This window comes from Myxococcales bacterium (genome assembly GCA_016699535.1).
In the GTDB taxonomy this organism is placed as follows: Bacteria; Myxococcota_A; Polyangia; order Polyangiales.
In genome coordinates, this window is the sequence record CP064980.1 from 2,612,879 (window position 1) to 2,636,723 (window position 23,845).

The following is a 23,845-nucleotide window of genomic DNA, read 5'->3' on the forward strand; positions in this document are numbered from 1 at the left end:
ATCGCCTTTGTTTGGCACGTTTTCTGCATATATCGACCCGTGAATAGGGAGGCATGCCATGGATGTAGCTACACAAACCGTTAAAGAGAGCGCCCAACGGGTCCTTTGTAACGGTTCAGAGCAAAAGACTTTGCGTATTTTAGCCAAGTCGACCTTAAAAGAGCTCAAAGAGGGTGGCCTTTCCTCGAAAGAGTTGGTTTGTTTCACCACAGAGCTCCTGGACTTGGTAGGCGACGACTTCGCCGAAGCCGCCGACGGAAAACTTTCGTAATAAACGGAAAAAAGGGTTGAAAATAAGCGTTAAAGCAAGCGTTTTCTCTTGATTGTTGGCGAGAACGCCGCTAATATTCGCTTCGAATAGACATTGGGACTGCTGCATTATGATATCCGGCGTCACCTGGTGCTCTTTGTTCGACTGAGTTGTTTTTACGAGAAATCGCCCTTGCTTGCTCGAGAGATTTCCCAGTGGTCGGAAAAGTCACTTCGTTGATCCGCTTCGCAAAACTGCATGGCCCCGCATTTGGAGAAGCAACATGGCAACACGAATTGGTATTAATGGTTTTGGACGAATCGGCCGCTGTGTCGTTCGCAGTCTTATTAGCTCTGGGAAAAAAGACATTGAAATCGCGGTCATCAACGACTTAGTCGATGCCCCTACTCTCGCCCATCTTTTGAAGTTTGATTCAGTACACCGTCAGTTTGAGCTGCCCGTGCGGGCTGAGGGCTCACAGCTTATCGTGGGTGATCACCGCATCGAAGTGGTTGCAGAGCGCGACCCTGCAAAACTGCCTTGGGCCAAGAACAAGGTCGACATCGTCATGGAGTGCACCGGTTTGTTCCGCAGCCAAGAAACAGCGGGCAAACATCTTAGCGCGGGTGCTAAGTACGTTATCGTCAGTGCGCCTGGCCAGGATTTGGCTGCTACCTTTTGCGTAGGCATTAACAGCGATTCCTTCGATGCGTCCAAACACAAGATTGTTTCCAACGCATCGTGCACCACCAACTGCTTGGCGCCGATTGCAAAGGTTTTGCAAGACAGTTTTGGCATCATTGCTGGCCATATGGTAACCGTGCATTCGTACACCAATGACCAACGCATTTTGGATTTGCCGCACAGTGATTTGCGTCGATCACGCGCAGCGGCTTTGTCGATGATTCCGACCAGCACGGGTGCTGCGAAAGCCATTGGCTTGGTGCTTCCTGAGCTCAAGGGCAAGTTGGACGGAACCGATATCCGTGTTCCGACCGCCGATGTATCTATTACCTGCCTTACTGCGCATGTCAGCAAAAAGACCACCGCTGAGGAGGTCAACAAGGCTTTGAAAGCCGCTTCAGAAGGTCCGCTTAAGGGCATTCTTGGTTTTGAAGAGCGTCCGCTTGTATCAAGTGACTTTATTGGTGATGCTCGGTCTTCTATCGTAGATGCTGCGCAAACTCAGGTGGTTGGCGGTGACATCGTTGAAGTACAGAGCTGGTATGACAACGAATGGGGCTTTTCAAATCGCATGATCGATTTGGCTCGTCACATTGCAAGTGCAAGCTAAGGCTATTATGATCAACAGTCTAAGTGATCTTGCCTTTGATGGCCGACGTGTTTTTTTGCGCTCGGATCTTAACGTGCCGCTCAAAGACGGAAAAGTCGCAGACGACTCTCGTATTCAAGCAAGCCTTCCAACATTGAAGGCTTTGCTTGATGGCGGAGCTCACGTGGTGCTCGCATCGCATTTGGGCAGGCCCAAGGGTGAAGTGAACCCCAAGTATTCGTTGGAACCTGTCGGCGCCTATCTTGCTGAGATGCTCGATATTGAGGTTAAGCTAACCGACAAGCCTGTTGGTGATGCTGCTCGCCAGGTGGTTTCTGAGCTTAAAAGCGGCGAGATAGCGCTACTTGAAAACTTGCGTTTTAATCGCGGTGAGGAAGCTAACGATGAAGGCTTTGCTAAAGATCTCGCTAAGCTGTGTGACGTGTATGTGAATGATGCCTTTGGCGCTGCCCATCGCAAGCACGCGTCGGTGTACGCGCTTGCGCAACTCATTCCTGAGCGTGCAGCTGGGCTGTTGCTTGAAAAAGAGCTTGAGGCATTGAGTAAACTGCGCAGCAATCCAGAAAAACCCTACGTCGCCGTACTCGGTGGTGCGAAAGTTTCGGATAAGATTAAAGTCATTGAGGCTTTGTTAGACAAAGTGGATGCTTTGATTATTGGCGGAGCCATGGCCAACACCTTCTTGGCAGCCCAAGGCAAACCGATGGGCAAGAGCCTGATGGAAACCGAAAAGCTTGCTATGGCGCGCAGCGTGCTATCGCGAGCCGAGGAAAAAGGCGTGAAGCTCATGTTGCCGGTCGATTTGGTTATCGCCGACAGCATCGAAGCAAGCGACGCTCGAGTGGTGCCGGTTGATGCGGTACCAAACGATGCCATGGCACTTGATGTGGGTCCTCAAAGCATGAGGAATTTTAGTCCTGTATTGCTTGCGGCAAAAACAGTGTTTTGGAACGGACCCATGGGTCTTTTTGAAAAGCCAGCCTTTTCTCAAGGCACCATGTCGATGGCCAAAGCGATTGCTGATTGCAAAGGACTTACCGTGGTCGGTGGTGGCGACAGTCTTGCTGCGGCTAAGCAATCTGGGCTATCGGAGCATTTCTCTCACTTATCAACCGGTGGAGGCGCATCCCTTGAGTTTCTTGAAGGATGCACTCTTCCTGGCGTGCAGGCGCTTGAACTATGACAGAGATACAACGCAGGCCGTTTATCGCGGGCAACTGGAAACTCAATAAAACGCAAGCTGAGGCATTTGCATTTTGTGAAGCTCTAAAACACAAAGCCGGTGAGTTCGACTACTGTGATTTGCTTGTTGCACCGACCTTTACTTCCCTTGCGATTGCTCGGGAAGCTCTGAAGAAAAGTGCTGTCGCTCTTGCTGCGCAAAACTGTTACGCCAAAGACGACGGCGCTTATACTGGTGAAGTCAGTGCGGCGTTGCTGCTCGATGCAGGATGCAGCCATGTGATTGTTGGCCATTCCGAGCGAAGGCAGCTTTTCTTTGAACGTGACGAAGATGTGCGGACGAAGTTCTGGGCAGCGCGACGACATCGACTGGTGCCTATCCTCTGTGTGGGAGAAACGCTTCAGGAACGCGAGGCAGGCGATGCCAGCAAAGTTGTGCTGCGCCAGCTGGCTGCAGTGCTTTCGGAATGTCCAGAGTCGCTGGAAGTCAATGATGTCGTGATTGCGTATGAGCCCGTTTGGGCCATTGGCACCGGTAAAACAGCGAGCCCTGAAGATGCCGAGCAGATGCACGCGGAAATACGTACAGCTCTTGAGAAGCACTTAGGCAAAACGCTTTGTTTTGGGATTCGCGTGCTTTACGGCGGAAGTGTCAAGCCTGATAACGCCACTCAACTGCTTTCAAAACCCAATATTGACGGTGCACTGATCGGTGGAGCGTCGCTTGACTTGGATAGTTTCTTGGCCATTGCGCGCGCTAGCGCTCCTTGTTCGTAGGCTAAATTTGCGGATCGGGCTATTTCGTGGGATGTCTGCCTGTCCTTGGCTGGTCCAATGTGCCCGATGCGCGTTGACATGCTCCGCGAGTATGCGAAAGTCGCCCGCTAGAGAAGGAAGATAAGATGTTTACGACCCTTGCTGTGATCTACGTGTTTATCTGCTTGTTTTTGATACTTGTGGTGCTTCTACAAGCCGGTAGAGGTGGCGGCATGGGAGCGGCTTTTGGTGGCAGTACTCAAACCGTGTTTGGTGGAGCTGGTGCTGGAAACTTTCTTACCAAGCTGACCGTTGCTTGCGCAGCCTTGTTCATGGTCTTATCGGCTACCCTCTCCTATCTTTCCTCCGGTCACGGCAAAAACGCTTTGGAAGAAGCCGCTCAGAAAACACAAGCCACCATCGACGCCAAAAAGAAGGCTGAAGAAAAGAAAAAAGCAGCGGCTGTAAAGCAAGCTGCAGAAGAAGCTGCCGGCCCCATGAGCAGTCCAGAGACCGCCGCGGATGAAGCTGCCCCTCTCGATGAGCCGGCCCCTGAAGCCCCAAAAACAGAATAGCCGCTTCCCCGATCCAGGATCCCGCTCAATTACCGCAAGGAATTCAAAAACTTGAGACCTACAGCGCGAAAGTTTGGGCATCCGGAAAAATCGCGGTGTGGGTCGTAAGTGTTTATAACTGTTCTGTTTTTTTGATGGGATCCTGGATCCGGTAGAGGTGGCTGTAGAGGCCGCCGGTGGCTAGGAGCTCCGTGTGGCTGCCTTGTTCGATGAGTTTTCCGTTGTTGAGGACGAGGATGTTGTCGGCTTCTCGGATGGTGGATAGGCGGTGCGCGACGACAATGGCCGTGCGGTGTTTCATGGTTTCTTTGATGGCGCGCTGCAAGATGACTTCGCTTTGGCTGTCGATGCTGGCCGTGGCTTCGTCAAGTACCAAGATGGACGAGTCGCGATAAAGCGCTCGTGCAAGTGCGATTAGCTGGCGTTGGCCCAAGCTGAGGTTGGCGCCACGTTCATCGATGATAAAATCCAAGGGTGGAATTTCTCCCGTGCTGTAGCTTTGTCCGAAGCCCACTCGTTCAAGTGCGGTGATGGCTTTGCTCTCGTCCGGCTTTGAGTCACCGACCGCGACGTTCTGCAAGAGACTTCCTGAAAAGAGCACGACGTCTTGAAGTACGCAGGAAAAACTTCTGCGCAGCTCACGAATGTCCCAGTCTTCAAGGAGCTTGCCATGTAGCAAAATGTGGCCTTTGTTGGCTTGGTATAGGCCTAGCAGCAGCGAGAGAATGGTGGTTTTTCCTGATCCGGTGGCACCCACAATAGCAAAGCTTTGTCCCTTTTTGATGTGAAATGATAGATCCTGAAGGACTGGGTTGTCATCACGGTAGCTAAAGCTTACGTGCTCAAAAAGTACCGCGATATTCGGATCAGTGGACAAGGAGGGCGCGTCCTGCTCTGACCTTTTGTTGAAGACACCGTCGCGTTCGTGAACTTGAAGCAATCCAAAAACGCGTTCGGCTGCTGCCATGGATTGTTGAATTACTGTGTATTTCGTTGACAAATCCCGTACTGGAACAAAAAAACGCTGCAGGTATTCGTAAAAAGCAGCGACCGTGCCGATGTACGCCGCTGCTTTGCTTTGCTCATCAAATAAGCCTGCCTGCACGCTAGCAAACCAAAGCACGACAGCAACGCAGACAAAAGCAGCCGACTCCACCATTGAATAAAGCAAGGCATCGTAGCGAATGCTTTGATAAGTCGCGTCACGATAGTCGCTATTGATGCTTCGGTATTCGGCTTGGCATTTTTTTTCTTGTCCGTAGGCTTGCACAGTCGCTACGCCGTTAACCTGTTCGGCCAAAAACGTATTCAATTCCGAAACTTTCTCCCTAACTATTCGAAAAAACTTACGCAATCGCCTTCGGCACCACTCGACAACAAGGGCCATGGGAGGAAGGGCAGCAAAAGCAAACAAGGACAATTTCCAGTCCAGTGCAAGCATGGCCACGACGATGCCAAGTAGCATTAAGATGTCTGCAAAAGCGGTCACGGCGCCAGATGCAAAGAACTCGCTGAGTGCGTCAATGTCGTTGGTTACGCGTGTGACGAGTTTTCCGATGGGTGTTTGATCGAAAACGCGTTGGTGAAGTCCCTGGATGTGTCTAAAGGTTTTGCTGCGCAAACTGGCCATGGCGCGCTGTCCTGAGAGCTGAACCCAGTAGATTTGGAAAAATCGTGCAAAAGCTTCGATTCCGATGGCTGCAAGGTAGCTGAGTGCAACTAGCCCAAGAGCGTGGACTCCTTTTCGAAATACGAAAACGTCGATGGCTTGTTTGATGAGATAGGGCTGCCACAACGCGGCGACGGCACTGATGGGCATCATGACGAGCGCAAGTGCCATCACTTTGGAATAGGGTTTGACTTCATGCCACAACGCTTTGAGTAATTGGCTGTCTTTCATGACAAGTCTTCCGTTGGCTGCGTTTGTTGCAAGGCATGAAGCTCGGCATACAGGCCACCCTGGCTGATTAAGTCATGATGGTTGCCTGATTCAATGATTTTTCCTTTGTCCATGACGTAAATCGTGTCGGCAATGCTTGCTGCAGCGATGCGGTTGGTAATCAGGAGCAGGCTTCGGTCGCTCACTGCGCCACGAAGGTTTTCAAGAATGTGAGCTTCGGTTTGTGCATCGACGGCGCTCAACGGATCATCGAGTACCATGACGGGGGTTTTGAGAAGCAGTGCACGCGCAAGTGCTACGCGCTGTTTTTGTCCACCGGAAAGCTGTACGCCCCGCTCTCCGACGACGGTCTCCAGGCCGTCGGCAAAGCTCTCGATGTCTTTGCTGAGACCGGCTGCAGAAGCGGCCTGCGCAATGGCCTGTTTTGATTCGGTGCTTTCGACATCGTCCAAAGCAAAGCCGATGTTTTTTGCGATGGTAGAAGAAAACAGAAAAGCTTCCTGTTGAGTGTAGCCGATGCACTGCCGTACTTGTCTCAGAGGAAGGTCGGTTACGTCGTGTCCATCGATAAACACCTGCCTTGCTTCGAGCGGGAGCAAACGCGCAAGCAGGGCTGCTACAGTGCTTTTCCCGCTACCTGTTCGCCCTACAATCGCTATCATTTGTCCACGATGCAGGTCGAAATCGATACCGCAGACAGCCTGGAGTTTATCGTAGGCGTGCCGCAGACCGCGTACTTTTAGCTCTCCGGTGATGGGCTTAACCTGTTGTGTTTGGCCGCCGTAGACCTCCGGTTTACTTGCCAGTACTTGCTGGACGCGCTCATACGACGCTTGGCCGCGCTGCCAGACACTAAGTACATAACCAAACGCCAAGGTGGGCCATACCAGCTGTCCAAGGTAAGCGTTGAAGGCTACAAACTCACCGATGCTGAGTTCTTTCGCAATAACCATTTGCCCACCGACCCAAAGCGAAATCAGCACGCCAAGCGAGCTGACGGCCATCAGCACTGGCCACATCAGCGCTCGCAACGTGACCAGAGCCATGTTGGCCTCAAGCGCTTGTTGATTGATGCGCTCAAAGCGCTTTAGCTCAGCTTCTTCGTTCGCAAAGGCCCGAACGACACGAATGGCTGAAAAACTTTCCTGTGCAATGTCGGAGAGCTGCCCTAGCCGTTGTTGATAGACTGTGCTGCGCAGGTAAATGTGTTTTGAAAAACTTCGCGCAAAGAATACGAAGAAAGGGTAAGGGATAAGCGACAGCAGACTCAGTTTGGGCGAAATGGTCAACATCAAGCCCATTGCTCCACCATAGGCAAACAAGGCATTTATGACGTGAAGCAGACCAAACCCACTCATGAAACGAACTTGCCCAATGTCGCTTGTGGCACGGCTCATGATTTGCCCTGTGCCCAAGCCACGAAAAAAAGTTGATCCGAGTTGATGCAAATGTATCAAAAAGCGATTACGCAAATCCCATTCGATATCGCGCCCCACGTTGAATAACCGCACTCGCGATAAAACACGCACTACCCCCATCAAGATGGCGCATATGACGACCCCAAGTGCGTAGCTTTTAACTTTCGCAAACGAGCCAACGCGAAAAGCGTCAATGGCGTAGCGAAGTAGCCACGGCACAGATTTTTCAAGCGCGTTGGTTGCAAGCAGCAAAACGGCACCACCTGCCAGGGTTGCTCTGTAGGGCCTTAGCTCCGGCAGAAAATGTTGGATGCCTCTGGGCAGAAGGCGGCTCAGGCTAGCTCCCAATGGGCCTCCTTGGGACAAGAGCTGCTGCATCGATGAAGCACGTAGTCATGGCCCTGCTTTTCGCCTAGTATAAGCCGTGCTGCAAGCTGTTTTCTAAAAAGGGCCATTACCTTGCCTGATTCAGGCGGGCGGCCTAAACTAGGCTGTCGAGCGCGCGCTAGCGCGGCGCGAGCATTGCATCGAGTGTAATTCATGAGGCGTTACGGATACGGTTTAACAGATGTTGGTCGAAAAAGGGTCTCCAATGAAGATTCTTTTTTGCTAGACGACGAGCTTGGCCTTTATGTTGTCGCAGACGGCATGGGTGGCCACAACGCTGGCGAGGTCGCCAGTCAAGAAGCCGTTGATGCGGTGCTGGGCATGGTCAGGCGGGAGAAGCACTTGCTCGAGAAGCTCGACGAGCCCGACGTCGATCACGAAAGCCTTCGCAAAGCGCTCCGCGTGATGGAGAGCGCGGTGCAAGGCGCAACCTACATGGTGTTCGGCATTGCTCAAGGGGATCCGGAGCAGGAAGGCATGGGCACAACGGTCTCGGCGCTGCTTTTGCGTGGTGAGTACGGCATCATGGCTCAGGTCGGTGATAGCCGCATTTATCTTGTGCGCGGCGGCAAAGCTTATCAGCTTACCGAGGACCACACGCTAATTGCATGGCAGCTGAAACAAGGCGTGATTACAAAAGAGGAGGCGGAACGCTCCCCGCATAAGAACATTATCACCCGCGCTGTCGGAAGCCGCGAGTACGTGCAGGTCGATACGCACGCATTTCTCGTTGAAAAACGTGATGGCTTTCTGCTTTGCTCGGACGGCTTACATGGCTACCTTAGCGACGAAGAGATCGGTCCCGTGATGCAACTCGGCCCAAAGCGTGCGACCAAGCATTTTATCGAAATTGCCAATGAGCGAGGCGGTAAAGACAATATCACTGCTGTGGCCGTCGAGCTTGAATAAGCAGTTATTAACGACAAAGGGATTCCCAGCCTGATGCTGACAATCCCTTTTTCGACCTAGAGCACCTTGCAGTGCAATGGCAGTGTCGTTACTTGCTTAGGTCCCCAAGTTTGCCTTTGAGAACATCGCCAAGTGTGGCGCCCTTTGAGCCACTGCTGCTAAGAGCAGTTGCGGTCTGAGTGCGTGCTTGGTTGTCTTCATACTTCAGAGCCTTGTCCACATCGACATCCCGCAAGGAAAGCTCAACACGGCGGTGCTCGGATTCAACTTCAGTGATGCGGGCTTTGATGATCTGCCCTTCTTTGACCACAGTGCTGGCATCAGTAACAGGTTCGTTGCTTAGCTCTGCGAGGCTGATGAAACCCTCAACTCCGCGCTGAAGCTCGACATAGGCGCCGGTATCAACGGTGGAAAGCACGCGCACTTCCAGTGAAGTACCGCTTGGATAGTCGTCCGCGACGCTGTGCCAAGGATCCTCGTAAAGTTGCTTGATACCCAAGGAAACTTTGCGCTCGTCGTGGTTGACCGCCAAGATGATGGCTTCAACTTCATCGCCCTTGTGATATATTTCAGCCGGATTTTCGATGCGCTGTGTCCAGCTCAGGTCACTCTTGTGAACCATGCCATCAACACCATCTTCGATGCCCACAAACACGCCGTACTCGGTGATCGAAACGATCTGCCCACGCACGATGTCGCCGGGATTATAACGTTTGGTGAAATCTTCCCAGGGGTCCGGAGCAAGCTGCTTGAGTCCAAGACTGATGCGCTTGTTGTCGGCGTCGACTTCAAGGACTTGGCATTCGACATCCTGGCCAACTTCAAGAAGCTTGGATGGGTGTTTGGCCTTACCCCAGCTCATTTCGCTGACGTGAATCAAACCTTCGATGCCGCTTTCGATCTGAACGAAAGCGCCGTAATCGGTGATTGATACAACCTTGCCAGCAATTTTCTTGCCCAGTGGGTAAGACTCCATGACATGAAGCCACGGATCTTCGGTCTTTTGCTTGAGACCAAGGGAGACGCGCTCGTTTTCTGGGTTGTACTTGAGCACGATGACTTCGATTTCATCGCCCACGTTGAATACTTCAGAAGGATGATTGATGCGCCCCCAGCTCATGTCGGTGATGTGCAGCAACCCATCGATGCCGCCCAGGTCCACAAAGGCGCCGTACTCGGTGATGTTCTTGATGATACCAGTGACCACCATGCCTTCTTCGAGTTGCTCAAGGGTCTGTGTTTTAAGCGCATCGCGTTCACGCTCAAGCAGTGCACGACGTGAAAGCACGATGTTGCCGCGCTTTTTATTGAACTTAATGACTTTAAAGCTGAAGGTTTCCCCAATGAGCTTGTCGAGATTGCGAATGGGTCGTAGATCGACCTGAGAGCCGGGCAAAAAGGCTTTGACTCCGCCACGAATGGTTACCGAAAGACCGCCCTTGACGCGTGCGGTGATGGTGCCATCAATGAGCTCTTCGGCTTCGCAAGCCGCGCTGATTTCGTCCCAAACTTTGAGCTTGTCAGCCCGCTCCTTGGAAAGAAGCACGAGACCATCGTCGCCTTCGGTGGCTTCAACAAACACATCAACTTTGTCGCCAGGCTGGACTTTGATACTGCCGGAAGGCTCGGTGAATTCACCTATTGGAATTACGCCTTCGGACTTGTAGCCGATATCAACAACAACGTTGTCCTTGCTGATTTGGACAACCCGGCCTTCAACGATTTCCCCATCCTTGAGAGCTTCTGATGCTGCGTTGGTTTGCTCGAATAACTCTGCAAAACCTCCGCCGCTCTGGGCGCTATTCTGCAGCTGTTCTGTGGTTGGTGTCATCGTCTCGGTAGGTCCTTTCGGCATTGTATTTTGAGGGCGAAAGCTAGCAGTGACAGGCAATGCTGTCAATCAGAGCAGCCATTCAAAAACACAGGGTAAATTTTGATGGCCGTTAAAAGCCCCGGGTTTTGCAAGATGTCCATTAACTGCCGGTTTTATTGCCAGGTTTGGCGAGAAAGCGCCTCTTTTAATGACAGTTTTGTCATCTCCCGTTATGCGCCCTTTTGGACGAGTTCAGCCAAGTGCTCAATGACTTGCTCCAGACTCATCTGGGTGCTGTCGATAATAATGGCGTCTTCTGCCGCTTTGAGCGGAGCTACCGCACGTCCAGAATCTTGAGCATCGCGCTCTTGGATTTGTGCTCTAACCTCTTCGAGCTTGCCTTCAATGCCGCGTCTTTTTAATTCAAGGAGACGTCGTTTAGCCCGCGCATCGACATCGGCGGTGAGAAAAAATTTGAACTCGGCATCCGGAAAAACGACGGTTGCGATGTCTCGACCTTCAAGCACCACGTTATCTTGTGAGCCAAGTTGCCGCTGAATATCCAAAAGGGCTTGCCGCACTTCGGGATGGCGAGACACATCGCTTGCTCCGCGCGAGATGTCGGGGCGCCGAATATCGTCCGATACGTCGACTTGATTCATCCACAGCCGAGGCTCTCCCTGGGCGTTGGAGCGAAATTCGAAATGAAGCTTTGCGCTGAGCGCGCCAAGTGCTTGGGCGTCGTTTACATCAATACCAGCTTGCTTTGCGGCAAGAGCAACGCCACGATAGAGGGCACCCGTGTCGACCAAGACAAAGCCAAGTCGTTTGGCCAAACCATGCGCAGCTGTGCTTTTTCCAGCACCGGCTGGACCATCGATGGCGACTTTAACTTTGGGTTTCGACAATGTCTGCTCCTAGTTCTTGCATCAATGAAACAAAGCCGGGAAAGCTTGTCTCGATGCATTCGGTATCCTCGATGATGCTTTGTCCATCAAGGGTCATGGCTAAAATAGCCGCGCTCATCGCAATACGGTGATCGCCCTCGGAGCAAACCTTGGCTGGATGAAGTTTAGCTCCACCGCTGATGCGCATGCCATCCTCAAACTCTTCGCAGGGTACGCCGAATGCTTTGAGTGTTTTTGCCATCACGCTAATGCGATCACTTTCTTTGACGCGAAGCTCGGCTGCATCGTTCAAAGACGATTCCCCGCGTGCAAGTGCTGCGAGGACACAAAAAATGGGCGCTTCATCGATCATGCGTGTGAGTAGTTCGCCGCCCAATGCCAGAGGGGCAATGTTGCCAGAGCTCATGTGAAGTTCTGCGACGGGCTCACCTCCGGCCGCTTCGCCTTTGGGCAGAATCTGTGGGGATGCACCCATCAAGCGCAAGGCATCCAAAAAGCCCGTGCGCGTTGGGTTGATCCCTACATCGCTTAGGCGAACGTCGCTGCCCGGGATGAGCCGCGCTGCGGCAAGCACAAAAGCTGCGCTTGATAAATCGGAAGGCACTTGCCAATGGAAAGCGTCCCAGCGAGCCGTCCATCCTCGCGGATCAAGATTCACCATAGACGCCATGCTCTGGATGGGTACCCCTAAGGAAAGCAGCATGCGTTCGGTGTGATCGCGCGACAAAACCGGCTCGCGCAATACTGTTGGGCCCTTGGCATACAAGCCACTTAGCAACAATGCACTTTTGACTTGAGCGCTTGAGACCGGCATGTCGTATTCGATGCCCAAGAGTGTTTCGCCCTCAATGAGTGGCGCAATCGACAAGGGTGGATAGACATTGTCGGCTTTTGCGCCCGATACACCTGCGATATGCGCTCCGCGTGCGCGCAGCGGCTCAACAATACGTTTCATGGGGCGTTTGCTAAGCGAGCTGTCGCCGATCAAACGAGCGCCGAACTTTTGAGCAGAAAGTAAGCCTGCAAGGAGGCGCATGCTGGTGCCGGAGTTGCCACAATCAAGCTCGGCTTTCGGCATACTAAGACCGTGAAGGCCCACTCCCCCTACCTTAGCTTTGTCGGCCTCTTGGTGAATGTCGACGCCCATTGCACCCAGAATGGTCGCTGTGGCGACATTGTCAGCACCGCCAGACAGTCCCTCGATAAGGCATTCGCCGCTGGAAAGCGCTGCGAAAAGCAGTGAGCGATGGCCGATTGATTTGTCCCCGGGTACACGAAGACTTCCGCGCAGCGCTTTGCCGCCGTGGATCGTGTAAGAACGCATGATTCAGCCGGTCCCGCCTTGCATTGGCACTAAGTTTTCAAAGCGTCCTAGAATATTCCAACAATGTGCCTTCGTTGAACTTGGCACGGACCAGCATCCGACCTGTTTCGGTGCTGACATTGAGACCGGACAAGATTGCATCGAGGCCCAATGCTCGTGCTAGCAGGTTGTTTTGGTAACGTCCGATCAAAGACTGCAAATACGATGCAGCGGACTCGAGTTTGGCTTGCTCCTTGGCATGGACGCCAAGCTCGGCCAGCGTTTCAGCGCCGAGCTGCACCGATAGGCCCATGTACTCGAAATCATCCACCAGACCCGTGATTGCACCAGAAGAAAGCACGCGTCCGCCCTGTGCGTTCAGTCGCTTGGAGGCCATGGATGTGGTTTGTGGACTGCTGCGCACCAAGATCGCAGCGCTACTCTGCTCAAAGCGATAATGCGTTGAGGGCTTCTCCCACCACGGCGATACTTTGCTCGGCGATGAGAGCTGTGCAAGCATGCGCTTCATTTCAGCTTGCGGTGCAATAAGCCATAGATCTTTTTGAAGTCGTTTTGTTTCGGCCCTGTCATCAATCTCTTTGGCAAGAGCCGAGACTTCCTCCTGGCTAAGAGAGGCTCGTACAACGGCCACGCCTGTATTTCCTTGCTCCGAGAGGAGTTTGCCCATGACAAGCTCTTGGCCTTTTTCAAGCAACACGTCTGCGGATTCTCGATCGGGTTCAATCGAGTTCATCATCTTGTTTTTGAGCTTGGGCGGGCTTTCTGAAAAAAGTTTTGATGCACGAAGTTGTGCAAAATCGATTCGCACTACGATGTCGGCTTCAGATGGCAGCATGGCACTTAGTTTGGTAGGAAGAATGAAGGCTTTGGCCTGAGCACTGGGTTTTGCCGAGCTGCCGCAAGCAGCCAAGAAAAGGAAAAGAGCGCTAACTATAAAAAGTCGTTTCATAGAAGCCTACTTACTATGTTCCTTTGAGATTGTCTTGTAGCTCTTGGAGCCTTAAAAGGGCGTCTATCGGCCTAAGAGTGTTTAGATCCATGGCTAAAATCGTCTCTTCGCAATCGCTCATTTTTGCATCGCTTTGTGTTTCAAAAAGCTCGCGTTGGGTTGGGATTGCTGAATCGTCCTGATGAAAACGCGGCTCTTCTGGAAGCTCTTGCAACAAGACTGCAGCGCGATCCAAAAGCTCTGGTGGTAAGCCTGCAAGTTTCGCCACAGCCACGCCATAGCTTTTACTTGCGACGCCTTCACTGAGTCGGTGAAAAAATACAACCTCGCCTTGCTGTTCCTTAGCAGTCACGTTGCAATTGAAGACGTGCTCACGGCGGTCGGCCAGTGCGCATAGGCCATGATAGTGAGTTGCGAATAGACATCGACACTTAACCGTGTCGGCAAAGTGCTCTGCAACGGCCCAAGCGATGGCCATGCCATCGAGACTGCTTGTCCCACGGCCCACTTCATCGAGCAGTACCAAGGAACGCTGCGTTGCGCCGCGGAGCATGGCGGCGGTCTCCTGCATCTCGACCATGAAGGTGCTTTGCCCTGCTGCAAGATTGTCGCTCGCGCCGATACGCGTGTAGATACGATCGACCATTCCGATACGTGCCTGCTCCGCTGGAACGAAACCACCTGATTGGGCCATGATCACAATAAGCGCGCATTGACGCATGACTGTCGATTTACCGGCCATGTTCGGCCCGGTAATAATCATCAGGCGTTTGGATCGTGCATCAAGTTTAATGGTGTTCGGCACAAAGCTGCCACGTTCAGCAAGCTGCTCAACAACGGGATGCCGGCTTTCTTTTAGCTCAAGGACGCAGCTTTCATCGACGATGGGCTTTGTATAATCAAAACAGGCAGCATTGTGTGCCCACGCTAGACTTACGTCCAGCCGTGCAAGTGCCACTGCAAGTTGCCTTACCTTAAGTGAGTCTTTGGCGATTTCTTCGCGCAACGCTTCAAAGCGTTTGCTTTGTATCGCTAACAGTTGTTGCTCGGCACTAAGAATCTTGCCTTGCAGCGCGTTCAGCTCCTCCGTCACAAAGCGCTCGGCATTGGTAAGCGTTTGCTTGCGGTGGTAGTGCGTGGGGACTTGCGAGAGGCGCGCCTTGGAGACCTCGATGTAATATCCAAAGGCGCGCGTGTAACGTATTTTTAGATTGCTTATGCCAGTTGTTTGGCGCTCTTGTGCTTCAAGCTCGAGCACATAGTCTTTGCTTGATTCGGCTAGTTTACGCAGCTCGTCCATGTCCTTGTCGATACCGGGACGAAACACTCTTCCGGCGGACAATGATAATGGAAGTTCATCGTGGAGCTCCTCCTGCAAGCGTTGTTTAATGCCTGAGCAGAGCTCTTTGGGGATCAGGCGCACGATTGCTCCCTTTGGATCAGGCGATGTTGTCTCGCTGAGCTGCGTAAACAGCCTCTCTGCGGCGATGATACCGTCGCGAAGAGCTCCGAGTTCGCGCGGTCCCCTACCCCTGTTTCGATCCGTGTCATTACGCGTTCAAGATCACTGATGGCCTTGAGTTCACGACGCAAGCGCTCGCGCAATGGAGCCAGGTCAATAAAAACTTCGACTTCATTGTGGCGCTTTTCGATTTCTGAAAGCTCACTCAAGGGATTGACAAGCCGGCGGCGAAAAAGGCGCGCGCCCATGGCAGTTTGCGTTTGGTCTAACAGGTGCAGCAGTGAACCTCTTCGTTCGCCTTCAAGGGTGCACACAAGCTCAAGGTTGCGCACCGCTGTTGGATCAAGCTGCATGTAGCGGCCGTTATCGCGCCTTTCAAAGGTGTAGCGAGTGAGTTGCTGTTTTGGCTGGTGTTTCCTTGCGTGATTGAGCGCGGCGTATACGGCCAGCTGAACGGTGCTGTCGAGTTCGGCGATTTGACGCTTGGTGTCTTGCTCGGCAAAACAAGATAAGTCTTCTGTTAGCTCGCCGCTAAGGGAAGTCATTGCATCGAGCGTTCGAAGCACGGCGTTCGGAAAGCTTCTCTTGATGGTGTTTGCGAAGTTTGCCGTTGCTTCAAAGAGCAAAATTTCGCTTGGGCTTAGACGTGCAAGCTCAACGAGCGCTTGAGCGCTATCAAGTAGCTGTGTTGCAACCAGGCGAGCTGTTGAGGCTTCAAGCGCACACAGGCCCCAATGCTCCGAGCCTTCGATTAAGGCAACGAGGAAGTTTTCAGCTTTGGCATCGAGGGCATCTTCTTCCAGGATGAGGCCCGGCGTAATCACTCGCACGACTTCCCTAGGAACCACACCCTTTATCGAGGTGGGGTCGGCCATTTGCTCGCAAAGCGCTACCGATTCGCCCATCTGTAAAAGCTTTGCAATGTACGATGATGCTGCATGGTGGGGCACGCCCGCCATGGGAATGGTTTGCCCTTGTTTGTCCTTGCCGCGTGAAGTTAGCGTGATGTCCAAAAGCTTTGAAACGCGTTCAGCATCATCACAAAACATTTCGTAGAAATCGCCGAGCCGGAAAAACAAAACAGCGTCAGGGTATTCGGCCTTGCAACGGAAATACTGCTGCATGACTGGAGTGTGGCGGCTGTGTTCGTTGTTTGAAACAGCCATCAATCAAAAAAGCTTTCAGCAAGCAAGGGGCTAAGGTCGTATTGAACGACGCCCGCGCTTGCTGAATCGACGGTGTACAATTTTCTATTTAAGGAATTATAGCGCATGGAGCTTGGTAAGGTGCCGTCGCCAACAAAGCTTCGTTGGGTGTTTGAAAGGCCAAAGTCTCCTGCAACTCTGCTGTAGAGCCGTTGCATTCTAAAGAAAATGCTGACTTGCTCGTTTTCCTGGAAGCCTTGAGCGCCTTGCGCGATTTGAAAGTTTAGCGCGGAACTCAGGTAAGGTCTTCCTACTAAGGCGCGTGTTTGCAAGGTGGGGCTTTGGTTTTTGTCGACGGTGCATAGTCCGTCGGATCTCGCAATGACGCGATGAAACACGCCGCTTTCGGTGCCGCTAACGAGGTAGGCGTCACGGGTGTGCACTTCGTAGTTAACCAGTTCGCCAAAGCATTCAGCGACTCGCGAAAAATTTGTTTGAATGCTACCGATGCTCTGATCGCTTAGGATTAAATGCTCATCAAAAGCGCGTTCGATTGCGAAGACGATGGGCAAATCGTCGCCAACGAGGTCCGTTTGAACCAGCTCTTCGCAGCCCTCTGGTGCCGAGGGAGGGAGCTCTGAGATAATCCAAAGCGAATCGCCTCCGTAGCCTGCTTCTGGATCACTTTGTGTATCAAGAGCGGAGTCCGCGACATTGCCGAAGCCAAGTACGCCCGCTGAGCAAAAGCCGCTGCTTGAGAGCATGCTGTGTGTTGCTGAATCGAGACTGCCTCCTCCGCCGCTTGCTAAAGCGATATTGCCGTTCCAGGTGGCTGTCCACGTTTCAAGAATTCGATCCCAGGGGTCCGCTTGAGCGCAGACAACAAGGGTCTCGCTTTGACTTGTGAGCGGATAGGCCCGCGCCTGTCCGGTAGAACAGCTTTCCAAAGGCGTCAGGTCGGGCAGCAGTTCAGCTTCGGTAAAGCCCTCTGCGTTTACGGTAGCGCTGCTTGAACGGGTGCTGATTTGAGGTGCCTCGATAAGTGAAATCTCGGAGGTGCTTAGTGCAACCAGTCGTGGCCTGTGGCGTTTGATGTAGACTTTGCTGTCCAAGTCATCGCTTGCTTTGGTGCAGCTCTGCCCTCCGCGACAGGGGGCATCTAAATCCCAAACGTCGATAAAGTTTAATACTCCGCTCGAGAGCGCTACAGCGACAAATACGCCGCGGAATTCACGTGCCGAAGCATCTTCTGCAAAAGCATTATCATCTGCACATAGCAAGGGAGTGTCGTAACTCGGCAGAACGACACTGAGAGCCCGAGCAGAAGCGTCCAAAGCAATGCGATCTACTCGTTGTTTTGCAGCGGTCGTGCTCACAAGCAGGTTGCCGGAATCGTAGTCGAGCACGGCCACGCTTCCGTCGACGGCGTCCAGGGCGTAGAGATAACGTACGCATTGTTGTGCATCAGGATTGTTGATGTCGCAGTCGCTCGAAAAATCACGCGGCACCACAGGGGTTAGTGCCATTGCGCGAACAGGGGAGCCCACGACAATTGGGTCCAGTTCAGCAGGGCTGCTTTGCGACAGCAGAGCATCGAGATCAATGACATGAACCACTGGTAATGCGGTATCTGAGACGAGCAAGTGATTGGAGTCTTTATCGAGCTCAAAAGTCCAAGGCTGAGGCGCTGCATCGTCGCAGTTCGGGTTGCAGCGTGTTGGCTCGGCATCCCTTAGGCTGAACTCGCCAACCGGGGCATCGGCTGGACACACTTTTTGATAGGAAGTCTCTTCAAGGGCAAGCGTTGGTTCGAGATTCGTTGGGAGACTCAGTGCAACGATTGTGGGCTCTGATAAACTGCCATCCTCAGCGATTGCAACCAAAGCGAGTGAGCCGAGTTCGGGTAAGGCAAGAATCAAGGTCTGCTCATCAGGCGAGAGAATCATATCCGTAGGTGAAGCTGGCAGCGGCAATGGCGGCAGCGTCTCGCTGTTTAACGGTAGGGTCGTGCGGCGGAAGATCTCGGTGGGCAGTACGGAAATGTCGCGTGAACCGAAGTTGGCGATGTAACTGTACTGCGGTCGTGTGGGGGGAACGACAACCGCTGAAGGGCCCTCGCCTACTGCCGGATAGGTATAACCGGGAACTCGGACGTCGTTATCAACGCGTTTGCTTTTTGTTGGTGCATCGTCACGTATTTCAATGGCAGCAATCTCACCGCGTGATTGCTGCGTCACCAGCACGTGAAGACGCAAATTGGTTGGCAGATAGGTGTCTGCTTCGGAAGGTGAGCGGCATTCTTCCAAAGGGCGTACCGTGTTGGTGTCAATGTCAAAGCAAACCCATTCGATGCGTCCGGACTGACCAAAGCTTGGTGGATCAATCACGATTGGGTTGGAACCGCAAAAGCAAAGCGTCGCGCACAAGCAGGCAAATGCCCAAGAAGACCATGTAAAAGAGCGCAGAATATGCATCACAACAACTCCTTGACCGTACGTGCTTCGCCAAGAACACCCAGCAGCTTAGGACTCTGCCCGTCGGCCAAGGGTGAAAGATCGACCACGCGGATTACCGAACTTGTGAAGTCCGTGACGTACAGAAGTTCGCGGGCTTCATCGACAGCAATGTCAAAAGGTCCGCTTAGGCCTGAGACAATCGTGCGTAGGCGCTCAAGTTCTGCATCGATCACGTATAACGCCGAAGCGTCAAAGCAGCTCACGAAAACATAAGCTGCGCTTTCGGGTCCAACATGAGCGATTCGAACCCGCGAAGGTCCGTTACCCACACCGATGACGTTGCTTAGCGCAAGTTTTCCGGCGGACACGGTGCTTCGCTCAAGGTCTGCGATTAGCAGTGCTTTGGGACGGCGCGCGACGATGTATGCCTTTTTACTTGGTGCATCGATCCAGATGTCACGGTTGTCGGCCCCGTCATCAAGATCTTCGATGGACAAGGAGCCTGAGCCATAGGCAAAGGAGCGCTCTGCGCTATTGGCGTCCCATGCGATGCCTATTTTTTGAACCTGAGCTAGGAGTCGATTCGTGGCCAGAACGGTGCGGTTGTAGGCGTCGTATCGCAATGAGCTAAGACCGTTGCCAAAGCCGCTGACGACATCGACCAGCGTTGGGACAAGCAGTCCGTCTTGTTGCGTTTGATCCAAAAACAAACTGACTTCGCCATTTCCGTGTCCAACCAGCACGTAGCTGCCGGCCGCGGGAGGCGCATCGAAGGCTTCCGTAAGGTCACCGGAAAGCACGGCCACGGGATTGCGAGGCATCACTTCGCCTCGAGGGTTATCGGAACTCGAGCGGCCTCGAGAAAATTCGGAGCTGCAATAATGTGGAAGCCCTCGTCCGCCACAGTCAAGGCTGCCGTCGGATGCTACCCGAATGTAGTTCAGGGACGAGTCGCTACTGAGCGGAACGAAAAGACGCTCTCCCTCTGGGCTTTGTGCGATTCCTGCCGCAAAGGAGCCTAAAAAAACCTCATGGCCATCGGGAAGAAAATTTTCATAGTCTTCATAGACGCAAGGTGGTGCATCACAGCTTTGCAAGCGCTCGGCCAAAAGGGTTAAGTCGATGCTTTGGACGCTGCCGTGATTATAACGGAGATCAAAGTTGGAGTTGGCTACAAATAGCCAACATGGTCCCTCGCCGCACTGCTGAGAGGATAAGGCAACAGCCGTGGGAAAGTTCAGTTTCTTTTGGGGCGGGTTGATGCCGTTATTGCTTAGATCACAGGCAAGCCCTGAGCATATAAGTAGGCAAAACCCGGCAAGATTAAGATATGTTTGCCTCATTTTCATTCGTTTTGGGGTTGTAAGCGTCTTTGTCCGCCTGAGCAAGCACTGTGTGCATGGGCTGGCAGGCTTTCTTACTCTTCCCAAGGATTGCGTATTTTGTCGGGTATTCCAGTATTTGAGGGGCTTGCAGGGCTCTTGCTTTTTTCTTTGATTCGGGTGCCTCCCCGAGGTTCGCGCTCAAGGCGTATGCGCAGCGAGCGTGGGGATTCGGCGTTGACGATGACTCGTTTGGGCAAGTAGCCGGGCTTTCGGAGCTCGATTTCGCGATCGCTTGCTGCTTCGGGGCGCGGAATCTCAAGCGGGGTAACCCCCAAAAGCAGCCCAGACTCCAGGACTTGCGCCGATATAGGTTCACTACTCAGTCGTACGGTTTCCGAGCTCGCCTCTTTTGAACCATCCTTTGCGGATGAAAGCGCGGTGTCTGGCTGGGAGCTTTCTTTTGCTGAGCCTGGAGTAGAACCCTCGTTTTGTTTGCTCCCCATCACACCGAGGCCGACACCGATGGCGACGAGGCCAAGTGCTAGAATCGCACCAGCCAGGATCGGTCGATAGTATTGCCAGAAACTGCTGCTTTTGCCTGAGGGCTTCCCCTTTTTAGCATTGCGCAATTGTTTCAGATTCAAGCCAAGATCTTTTGAACGTGTTGCGCCACTTTGAACCTGCACAAGGTCAGACAGCAAATCGCCCATGCTTTGGTAGCGATGGTCGGGGCTTTTGGCCATGCATTTTAGGATCAATGCTTCAAGAGCTTCGGGAACATTCTCAGCAAGCGGCTGCTCGGAAAGGCGTTGAGGCTGTTCGTACAGGTGCTTCGATAGGATGCCCATCCAGTTGTCGGCATCAAAAGGCACACTGCCACAAAGCATCTCGTAGATAATCACACCAATGGCGTAAATGTCGGTGCGTGAGTCAACCGGAGCGCCTGCGCATTGCTCGGGCGACATGTAATGAGGTGTTCCAAACACCTGCCCTGCACGAGTAAGCGTGCTTGCGCCTCCACTAACTTTGGCATCCTAAAATCTAAAATCTTTACAAAATCTTCGTCTTCCGCACGTGTGACGAGGTAGATGTTGTCTGGCTTAAGATCGCGATGCACAACGTCATTGCGGTGGGCTTGTTGAAGAGCTACGCACAGTTGCTTTGCGATGTGGATGGCGCGTTGCACCGAAAAGGGCTCACGGCTCAAGTTCATTGCTGCTTTGAGAGTGACCCCGTCAAGATATTCCATGACAAAGTAAGTGGCGCCGTCGGGCAAGTTCCCGAAGTCCATCACGTTGACGATGTTTTCATGGCCGATTGCACTAGCCGATTGTGCTTCTTGTTTAAAGCGCCGCGTCGAAAGGGCATCAAGGTTTTCACCACGCAGTACTTTGACAGCAAGTATTTTGCCCAAGGTGGTATGGCGAGCTTGGTAGACGATACCCATGCCCCCTTCGCCAATCATCCGCTGAATTTCATAACGACCATCGAGCACTTTGCCGACGAGAGGAGCCGGCGGCAAGGTCGTTACCGAATCTTGTTTGTCTTTGAGCATACGCGAGGACAAACGGGATTCGCGTGTATCGGGCCAGGTGTCTTGAGCTGCTCCGTGGGAGGTTTTATGGGCGTCATCGGGCCAGGTATCGACCGAGCCTGCATCGAAAGTTGGTCGTGAATTCTGATCGGAGTCGCCCGCCATGGTTAAGTACTTATCACCTTAAAGTCAGCGAGTCTGTTCATTTTTTCAACGATAGAAGCCAATAGTTTCAGTCGGTTTTCCTTGATGGCCACATCATCGACCATGACAAAACCTCTTCAAAGAAGCGATCGATGGGTTTGCGAAGCTCGCTTGCTGCCATGCTGAGAGCCTCGGCGTAGTTGCGTTTCTCTAGTGCGCTCTGCATCCGCGGCAAGAACTTATTGAGTACTTCATACAGCTCGCGCTCAGCACCGTCTTGAAGTAACTCGACATTGACCTTGCCTGCTTTGATGTCTTTGGTGATGTTGGCTGCTCTTTTAAAGGCCACGGCCAACGATTCAAACTCGGGCATGGTGCGAAACTCGGCAAGTGCCTGCATGCGTGCTTTGACATCGCGCAGCGAACCACCGTCCCAGGCCGATAGGCAGGCCTCGATTAGGTCACCGGGATATTTTTCTGCAAAGAGTGAACGTAAGCGTGAACAGAAAAAGTTGTGCACCGAGTTCAGGCAAATACCGCTGTCTTTCAGCGCTCCATCGGCGTACAGCTCATAGCTTGTCCGCAGGGCATCTGCCAAATGCAAATCCATAGGGCCGTCGAAGGCCATGCGAATCACGCCAAGGGCTGCGCGCCGCAGGGCAAAAGGATCCGCTGAGCCACTTGGTGTAATCCCGATACCAAAACAGCCGACTAAGGTGTCCAGGCGGTCTGCATACGCGATGGCGGCGCTCAACACATCATCAGGGACGCTGTCTTTTGCACCCTTCGGCAAATAGTGATCTTGGATCGCTTTGGCGACTTTGGGATCGTAGCCTTCTTTTAGAGCGTAGTGTCTGCCCATGATGCCTTGAAGCTCAGGGAACTCTCCGACCATCAAAGAGAGTAAGTCAGCTTTGCATAAGCTGGCGGCAGAGGCGCATAGCTCGCTCATCTCCCGTTCGTTAGTAAGGTCTTTACTGTTCTGCTTTAACAGCTCGACGCTTAAGGCGCGCAGACGCCGTGCTTTTTCGCCAAGGGATCCGAGTTTGGATTGAAACACAACGCCGTCGAGCTGTGCGCTGCGTTCCTTAAGATTGTGTTTCTGATCTTCGTTCACAAAGAAAAACGCATCTTGCAATCGAGCGCGAATGACGCGTCCGTTGCCCTTGCTAACGCTTTCTTTATCCTCTGCCGTGTTGGCGACCGTTAGAAAGTGCTGGCTGAGCTTTTTTGTCTTTGGGTTGCGTAGAGCGAAGTAGCGCTGATGGCCACGCATCACGGCAATGATGACTTCTTCGGGCAACCCCAAGAAGACTTCTTCAAAGGAGCCCACTACAACCTGAGGTTGTTCGACTAAATCCGCGCATTCGCCGATCAACGTTGGATCATAGAGGAGCTCTTCGCCGAGCGTCTTGGCCGCTTCTTTTAGTTGCTGCTCAATCAGCGCGCGGCGCTCTTCGGTATCGGCAATCACTTTGGCCGTACGCAAGGTTTCAAGATAGGCGGCGGCTTCCTTTACTTCGATTTCTTTCGGATAGAGAAAGCGATGTCCACGGCTTTTACGACCGGTACTGGTCTTCGCAAAATTAAAATCCAAGACCTGCTCATCAAGCAATGCGACGAGCCAATGGATGGGCCGGCCGAAGGCAATATCGCCTTGGCCCCAACGCATGGTTTTGGGAAAAGGGATTCGACTTGCTAGGCGAGGTAAAAGCTCGCTCAGAACGACTTTGGCGTCTTTGCCCCGCTCTTTGCGCTTTGCAACGACGTAGCTGCCTTTTTCGGTATCAATCGTGCCCAGTTGCTCAGCGGATACGCCGAGTTTTTCGGCAAATTTCTGGCCGGCTTTGCTTAGCTTGCCGTTGTCATCAAAGGCGATACGACTCGGTGGCCCTTGCACTTCTTCGTCAAGGTCGCGCTGCTTTTGGGCCACATCATCGATGAGCAGAGCCAGTAGCCGCGGGGTTCCGTAAGCCTTGATGTCTTTGTGCTCAAGACGGGCCTCGTTTAACATGTCCGTAGCTAGCCCTGGAAGTGCTGCAAGGGCTCCTTCAAGAAAAGATGCGGGGAGCTCTTCGACTCCAATTTCAAATAACAAGGAATGACTACTCATG

The 23,845-nt window shown here is 52.8% G+C and carries 19 protein-coding genes; 6 read left to right on the top strand and 13 right to left on the bottom strand.

The genetic code is table 11. The features are described 5' to 3' along the window. The first annotated feature begins 58 nt into the window (after positions 1 to 58). The 5 genes from IPJ88_12405 (at position 59) to secG (ending at position 4,057) form a co-directional block, all read left to right on the top strand. A complete protein-coding gene (locus tag IPJ88_12405) occupies positions 59 to 271 on the top strand; it encodes a hypothetical protein (GenBank protein ID QQR89013.1) in 213 nt (70 codons plus the stop codon). Positions 272 to 533: 262 nt separating this feature from the next. Further along, positions 534 to 1,544 carry a type I glyceraldehyde-3-phosphate dehydrogenase gene (gene gap / locus IPJ88_12410; protein QQR89014.1) on the top strand — a complete coding sequence of 337 codons (1,011 nt, stop codon included), beginning with the start codon at positions 534 to 536 and terminating at the stop codon, positions 1,542 to 1,544. 7 nt (positions 1,545 to 1,551) lie between these two features. Next, positions 1,552 to 2,727, top strand: a complete 1,176-nt coding sequence (locus IPJ88_12415; GenBank protein QQR89015.1) for a phosphoglycerate kinase — start codon at positions 1,552 to 1,554, stop codon at positions 2,725 to 2,727. Then, positions 2,724 to 3,503 (top strand): triose-phosphate isomerase, encoded by a 780-nt coding sequence (locus IPJ88_12420; protein QQR89016.1) that lies wholly within the window; start codon positions 2,724 to 2,726, stop codon positions 3,501 to 3,503. The genes IPJ88_12415 and IPJ88_12420 overlap by 4 nt, the downstream gene beginning before the upstream one ends. A gap of 125 nt (positions 3,504 to 3,628) precedes the next feature. Next, entirely contained in the window at positions 3,629 to 4,057 is a 429-nt protein-coding gene (gene secG, locus IPJ88_12425; GenBank protein ID QQR89017.1) for a preprotein translocase subunit SecG, read from the top strand. 112 nt (positions 4,058 to 4,169) lie between these two features. On the opposite strand, the gene IPJ88_12430 is transcribed toward secG, so the two are convergent. Further along, positions 4,170 to 5,957: an ABC transporter ATP-binding protein gene (locus IPJ88_12430; GenBank protein ID QQR89018.1), complete on the bottom strand. Its 1,788-nt coding sequence runs from the start codon at positions 5,955 to 5,957 to the stop codon at positions 4,170 to 4,172. Continuing rightward, positions 5,954 to 7,753, bottom strand: coding sequence for an ABC transporter ATP-binding protein (locus tag IPJ88_12435; protein QQR89019.1), 1,800 nt, complete (start codon positions 7,751 to 7,753; stop codon positions 5,954 to 5,956). The genes IPJ88_12430 and IPJ88_12435 overlap by 4 nt, the downstream gene beginning before the upstream one ends. A gap of 162 nt (positions 7,754 to 7,915) precedes the next feature. Here IPJ88_12435 and IPJ88_12440 point away from each other — a divergent pair, with 162 nt between their 5' ends. After that, positions 7,916 to 8,671: a serine/threonine-protein phosphatase gene (locus IPJ88_12440; protein QQR89020.1), complete on the top strand. Its 756-nt coding sequence runs from the start codon at positions 7,916 to 7,918 to the stop codon at positions 8,669 to 8,671. 88 nt (positions 8,672 to 8,759) lie between these two features. On the opposite strand, the gene IPJ88_12445 is transcribed toward IPJ88_12440, so the two are convergent. The 11 genes from IPJ88_12445 to IPJ88_12495 form a co-directional block, all read right to left on the bottom strand. Beyond that, positions 8,760 to 10,502 (bottom strand): 30S ribosomal protein S1, encoded by a 1,743-nt coding sequence (locus IPJ88_12445; GenBank protein ID QQR89021.1) that lies wholly within the window; start codon positions 10,500 to 10,502, stop codon positions 8,760 to 8,762. 212 nt (positions 10,503 to 10,714) lie between these two features. Further along, positions 10,715 to 11,392: a (d)CMP kinase gene (locus IPJ88_12450; GenBank protein QQR89022.1), complete on the bottom strand. Its 678-nt coding sequence runs from the start codon at positions 11,390 to 11,392 to the stop codon at positions 10,715 to 10,717. Then, complete coding sequence (gene aroA, locus IPJ88_12455; GenBank protein ID QQR89023.1) at positions 11,373 to 12,716, bottom strand: 3-phosphoshikimate 1-carboxyvinyltransferase; 1,344 nt, start codon at positions 12,714 to 12,716, stop codon at positions 11,373 to 11,375. The genes IPJ88_12450 and aroA overlap by 20 nt, the downstream gene beginning before the upstream one ends. A 37-nt stretch (positions 12,717 to 12,753) precedes the next feature. Next, the gene (locus IPJ88_12460; protein QQR89024.1) at positions 12,754 to 13,665 is read right to left on the bottom strand and encodes a hypothetical protein; all 912 of its coding nucleotides are present in this window, start codon (positions 13,663 to 13,665) and stop codon (positions 12,754 to 12,756) included. A gap of 13 nt (positions 13,666 to 13,678) precedes the next feature. Continuing rightward, a complete protein-coding gene (gene mutS / locus IPJ88_12465; GenBank protein ID QQR92035.1) occupies positions 13,679 to 15,157 on the bottom strand; it encodes a DNA mismatch repair protein MutS in 1,479 nt (492 codons plus the stop codon). Next, positions 15,079 to 16,251 carry a hypothetical protein gene (locus tag IPJ88_12470; protein QQR89025.1) on the bottom strand — a complete coding sequence of 391 codons (1,173 nt, stop codon included), beginning with the start codon at positions 16,249 to 16,251 and terminating at the stop codon, positions 15,079 to 15,081. The genes mutS and IPJ88_12470 overlap by 79 nt, the downstream gene beginning before the upstream one ends. 41 nt (positions 16,252 to 16,292) lie before the next feature. Further along, positions 16,293 to 18,659, bottom strand: coding sequence for a hypothetical protein (locus IPJ88_12475; protein ID QQR89026.1), 2,367 nt, complete (start codon positions 18,657 to 18,659; stop codon positions 16,293 to 16,295). 86 nt (positions 18,660 to 18,745) lie between these two features. Then, positions 18,746 to 20,071 (bottom strand): hypothetical protein, encoded by a 1,326-nt coding sequence (locus IPJ88_12480; GenBank protein QQR89027.1) that lies wholly within the window; start codon positions 20,069 to 20,071, stop codon positions 18,746 to 18,748. A 74-nt stretch (positions 20,072 to 20,145) separates the two neighbouring features. Beyond that, entirely contained in the window at positions 20,146 to 21,018 is an 873-nt protein-coding gene (locus IPJ88_12485; GenBank protein QQR89028.1) for a protein kinase, read from the bottom strand. Further along, complete coding sequence (locus IPJ88_12490) at positions 20,952 to 21,752, bottom strand: serine/threonine protein kinase (GenBank protein QQR89029.1); 801 nt, start codon at positions 21,750 to 21,752, stop codon at positions 20,952 to 20,954. Before IPJ88_12490 ends, IPJ88_12485 begins: the two co-directional genes overlap by 67 nt. A gap of 67 nt (positions 21,753 to 21,819) precedes the next feature. After that, positions 21,820 to 23,844, bottom strand: a complete 2,025-nt coding sequence (locus tag IPJ88_12495) for a glycine--tRNA ligase subunit beta (GenBank protein ID QQR89030.1) — start codon at positions 23,842 to 23,844, stop codon at positions 21,820 to 21,822. Between the last annotated feature and the right edge of the window lies 1 nt (position 23,845).

Coding starts and splice junctions, on each gene's coding strand:
- IPJ88_12440 (QQR89020.1), top strand. CDS start 7,916: ATGAGGCGTTACGGATACGGTTTAACAGATGTTGGTCGAAAAAGGGTC.
- IPJ88_12415 (QQR89015.1), top strand. CDS start 1,552: ATGATCAACAGTCTAAGTGATCTTGCCTTTGATGGCCGACGTGTTTTT.
- secG (QQR89017.1), top strand. CDS start 3,629: ATGTTTACGACCCTTGCTGTGATCTACGTGTTTATCTGCTTGTTTTTG.
- IPJ88_12420 (QQR89016.1), top strand. CDS start 2,724: ATGACAGAGATACAACGCAGGCCGTTTATCGCGGGCAACTGGAAACTC.
- IPJ88_12470 (QQR89025.1), bottom strand. CDS start 16,251: ATGCAGCAGTATTTCCGTTGCAAGGCCGAATACCCTGACGCTGTTTTG.
- IPJ88_12495 (QQR89030.1), bottom strand. CDS start 23,844: ATGAGTAGTCATTCCTTGTTATTTGAAATTGGAGTCGAAGAGCTCCCC.
- IPJ88_12445 (QQR89021.1), bottom strand. CDS start 10,502: ATGACACCAACCACAGAACAGCTGCAGAATAGCGCCCAGAGCGGCGGA.
- IPJ88_12430 (QQR89018.1), bottom strand. CDS start 5,957: ATGAAAGACAGCCAATTACTCAAAGCGTTGTGGCATGAAGTCAAACCC.
- IPJ88_12435 (QQR89019.1), bottom strand. CDS start 7,753: ATGCAGCAGCTCTTGTCCCAAGGAGGCCCATTGGGAGCTAGCCTGAGC.
- IPJ88_12485 (QQR89028.1), bottom strand. CDS start 21,018: ATGTCGCCCGAGCAATGCGCAGGCGCTCCGGTTGACTCACGCACCGAC.
- IPJ88_12480 (QQR89027.1), bottom strand. CDS start 20,071: ATGAGGCAAACATATCTTAATCTTGCCGGGTTTTGCCTACTTATATGC.
- IPJ88_12460 (QQR89024.1), bottom strand. CDS start 13,665: ATGAAACGACTTTTTATAGTTAGCGCTCTTTTCCTTTTCTTGGCTGCT.
- aroA (QQR89023.1), bottom strand. CDS start 12,716: ATGCGTTCTTACACGATCCACGGCGGCAAAGCGCTGCGCGGAAGTCTT.
- IPJ88_12405 (QQR89013.1), top strand. CDS start 59: ATGGATGTAGCTACACAAACCGTTAAAGAGAGCGCCCAACGGGTCCTT.
- IPJ88_12490 (QQR89029.1), bottom strand. CDS start 21,752: ATGGCGGGCGACTCCGATCAGAATTCACGACCAACTTTCGATGCAGGC.
- gap (QQR89014.1), top strand. CDS start 534: ATGGCAACACGAATTGGTATTAATGGTTTTGGACGAATCGGCCGCTGT.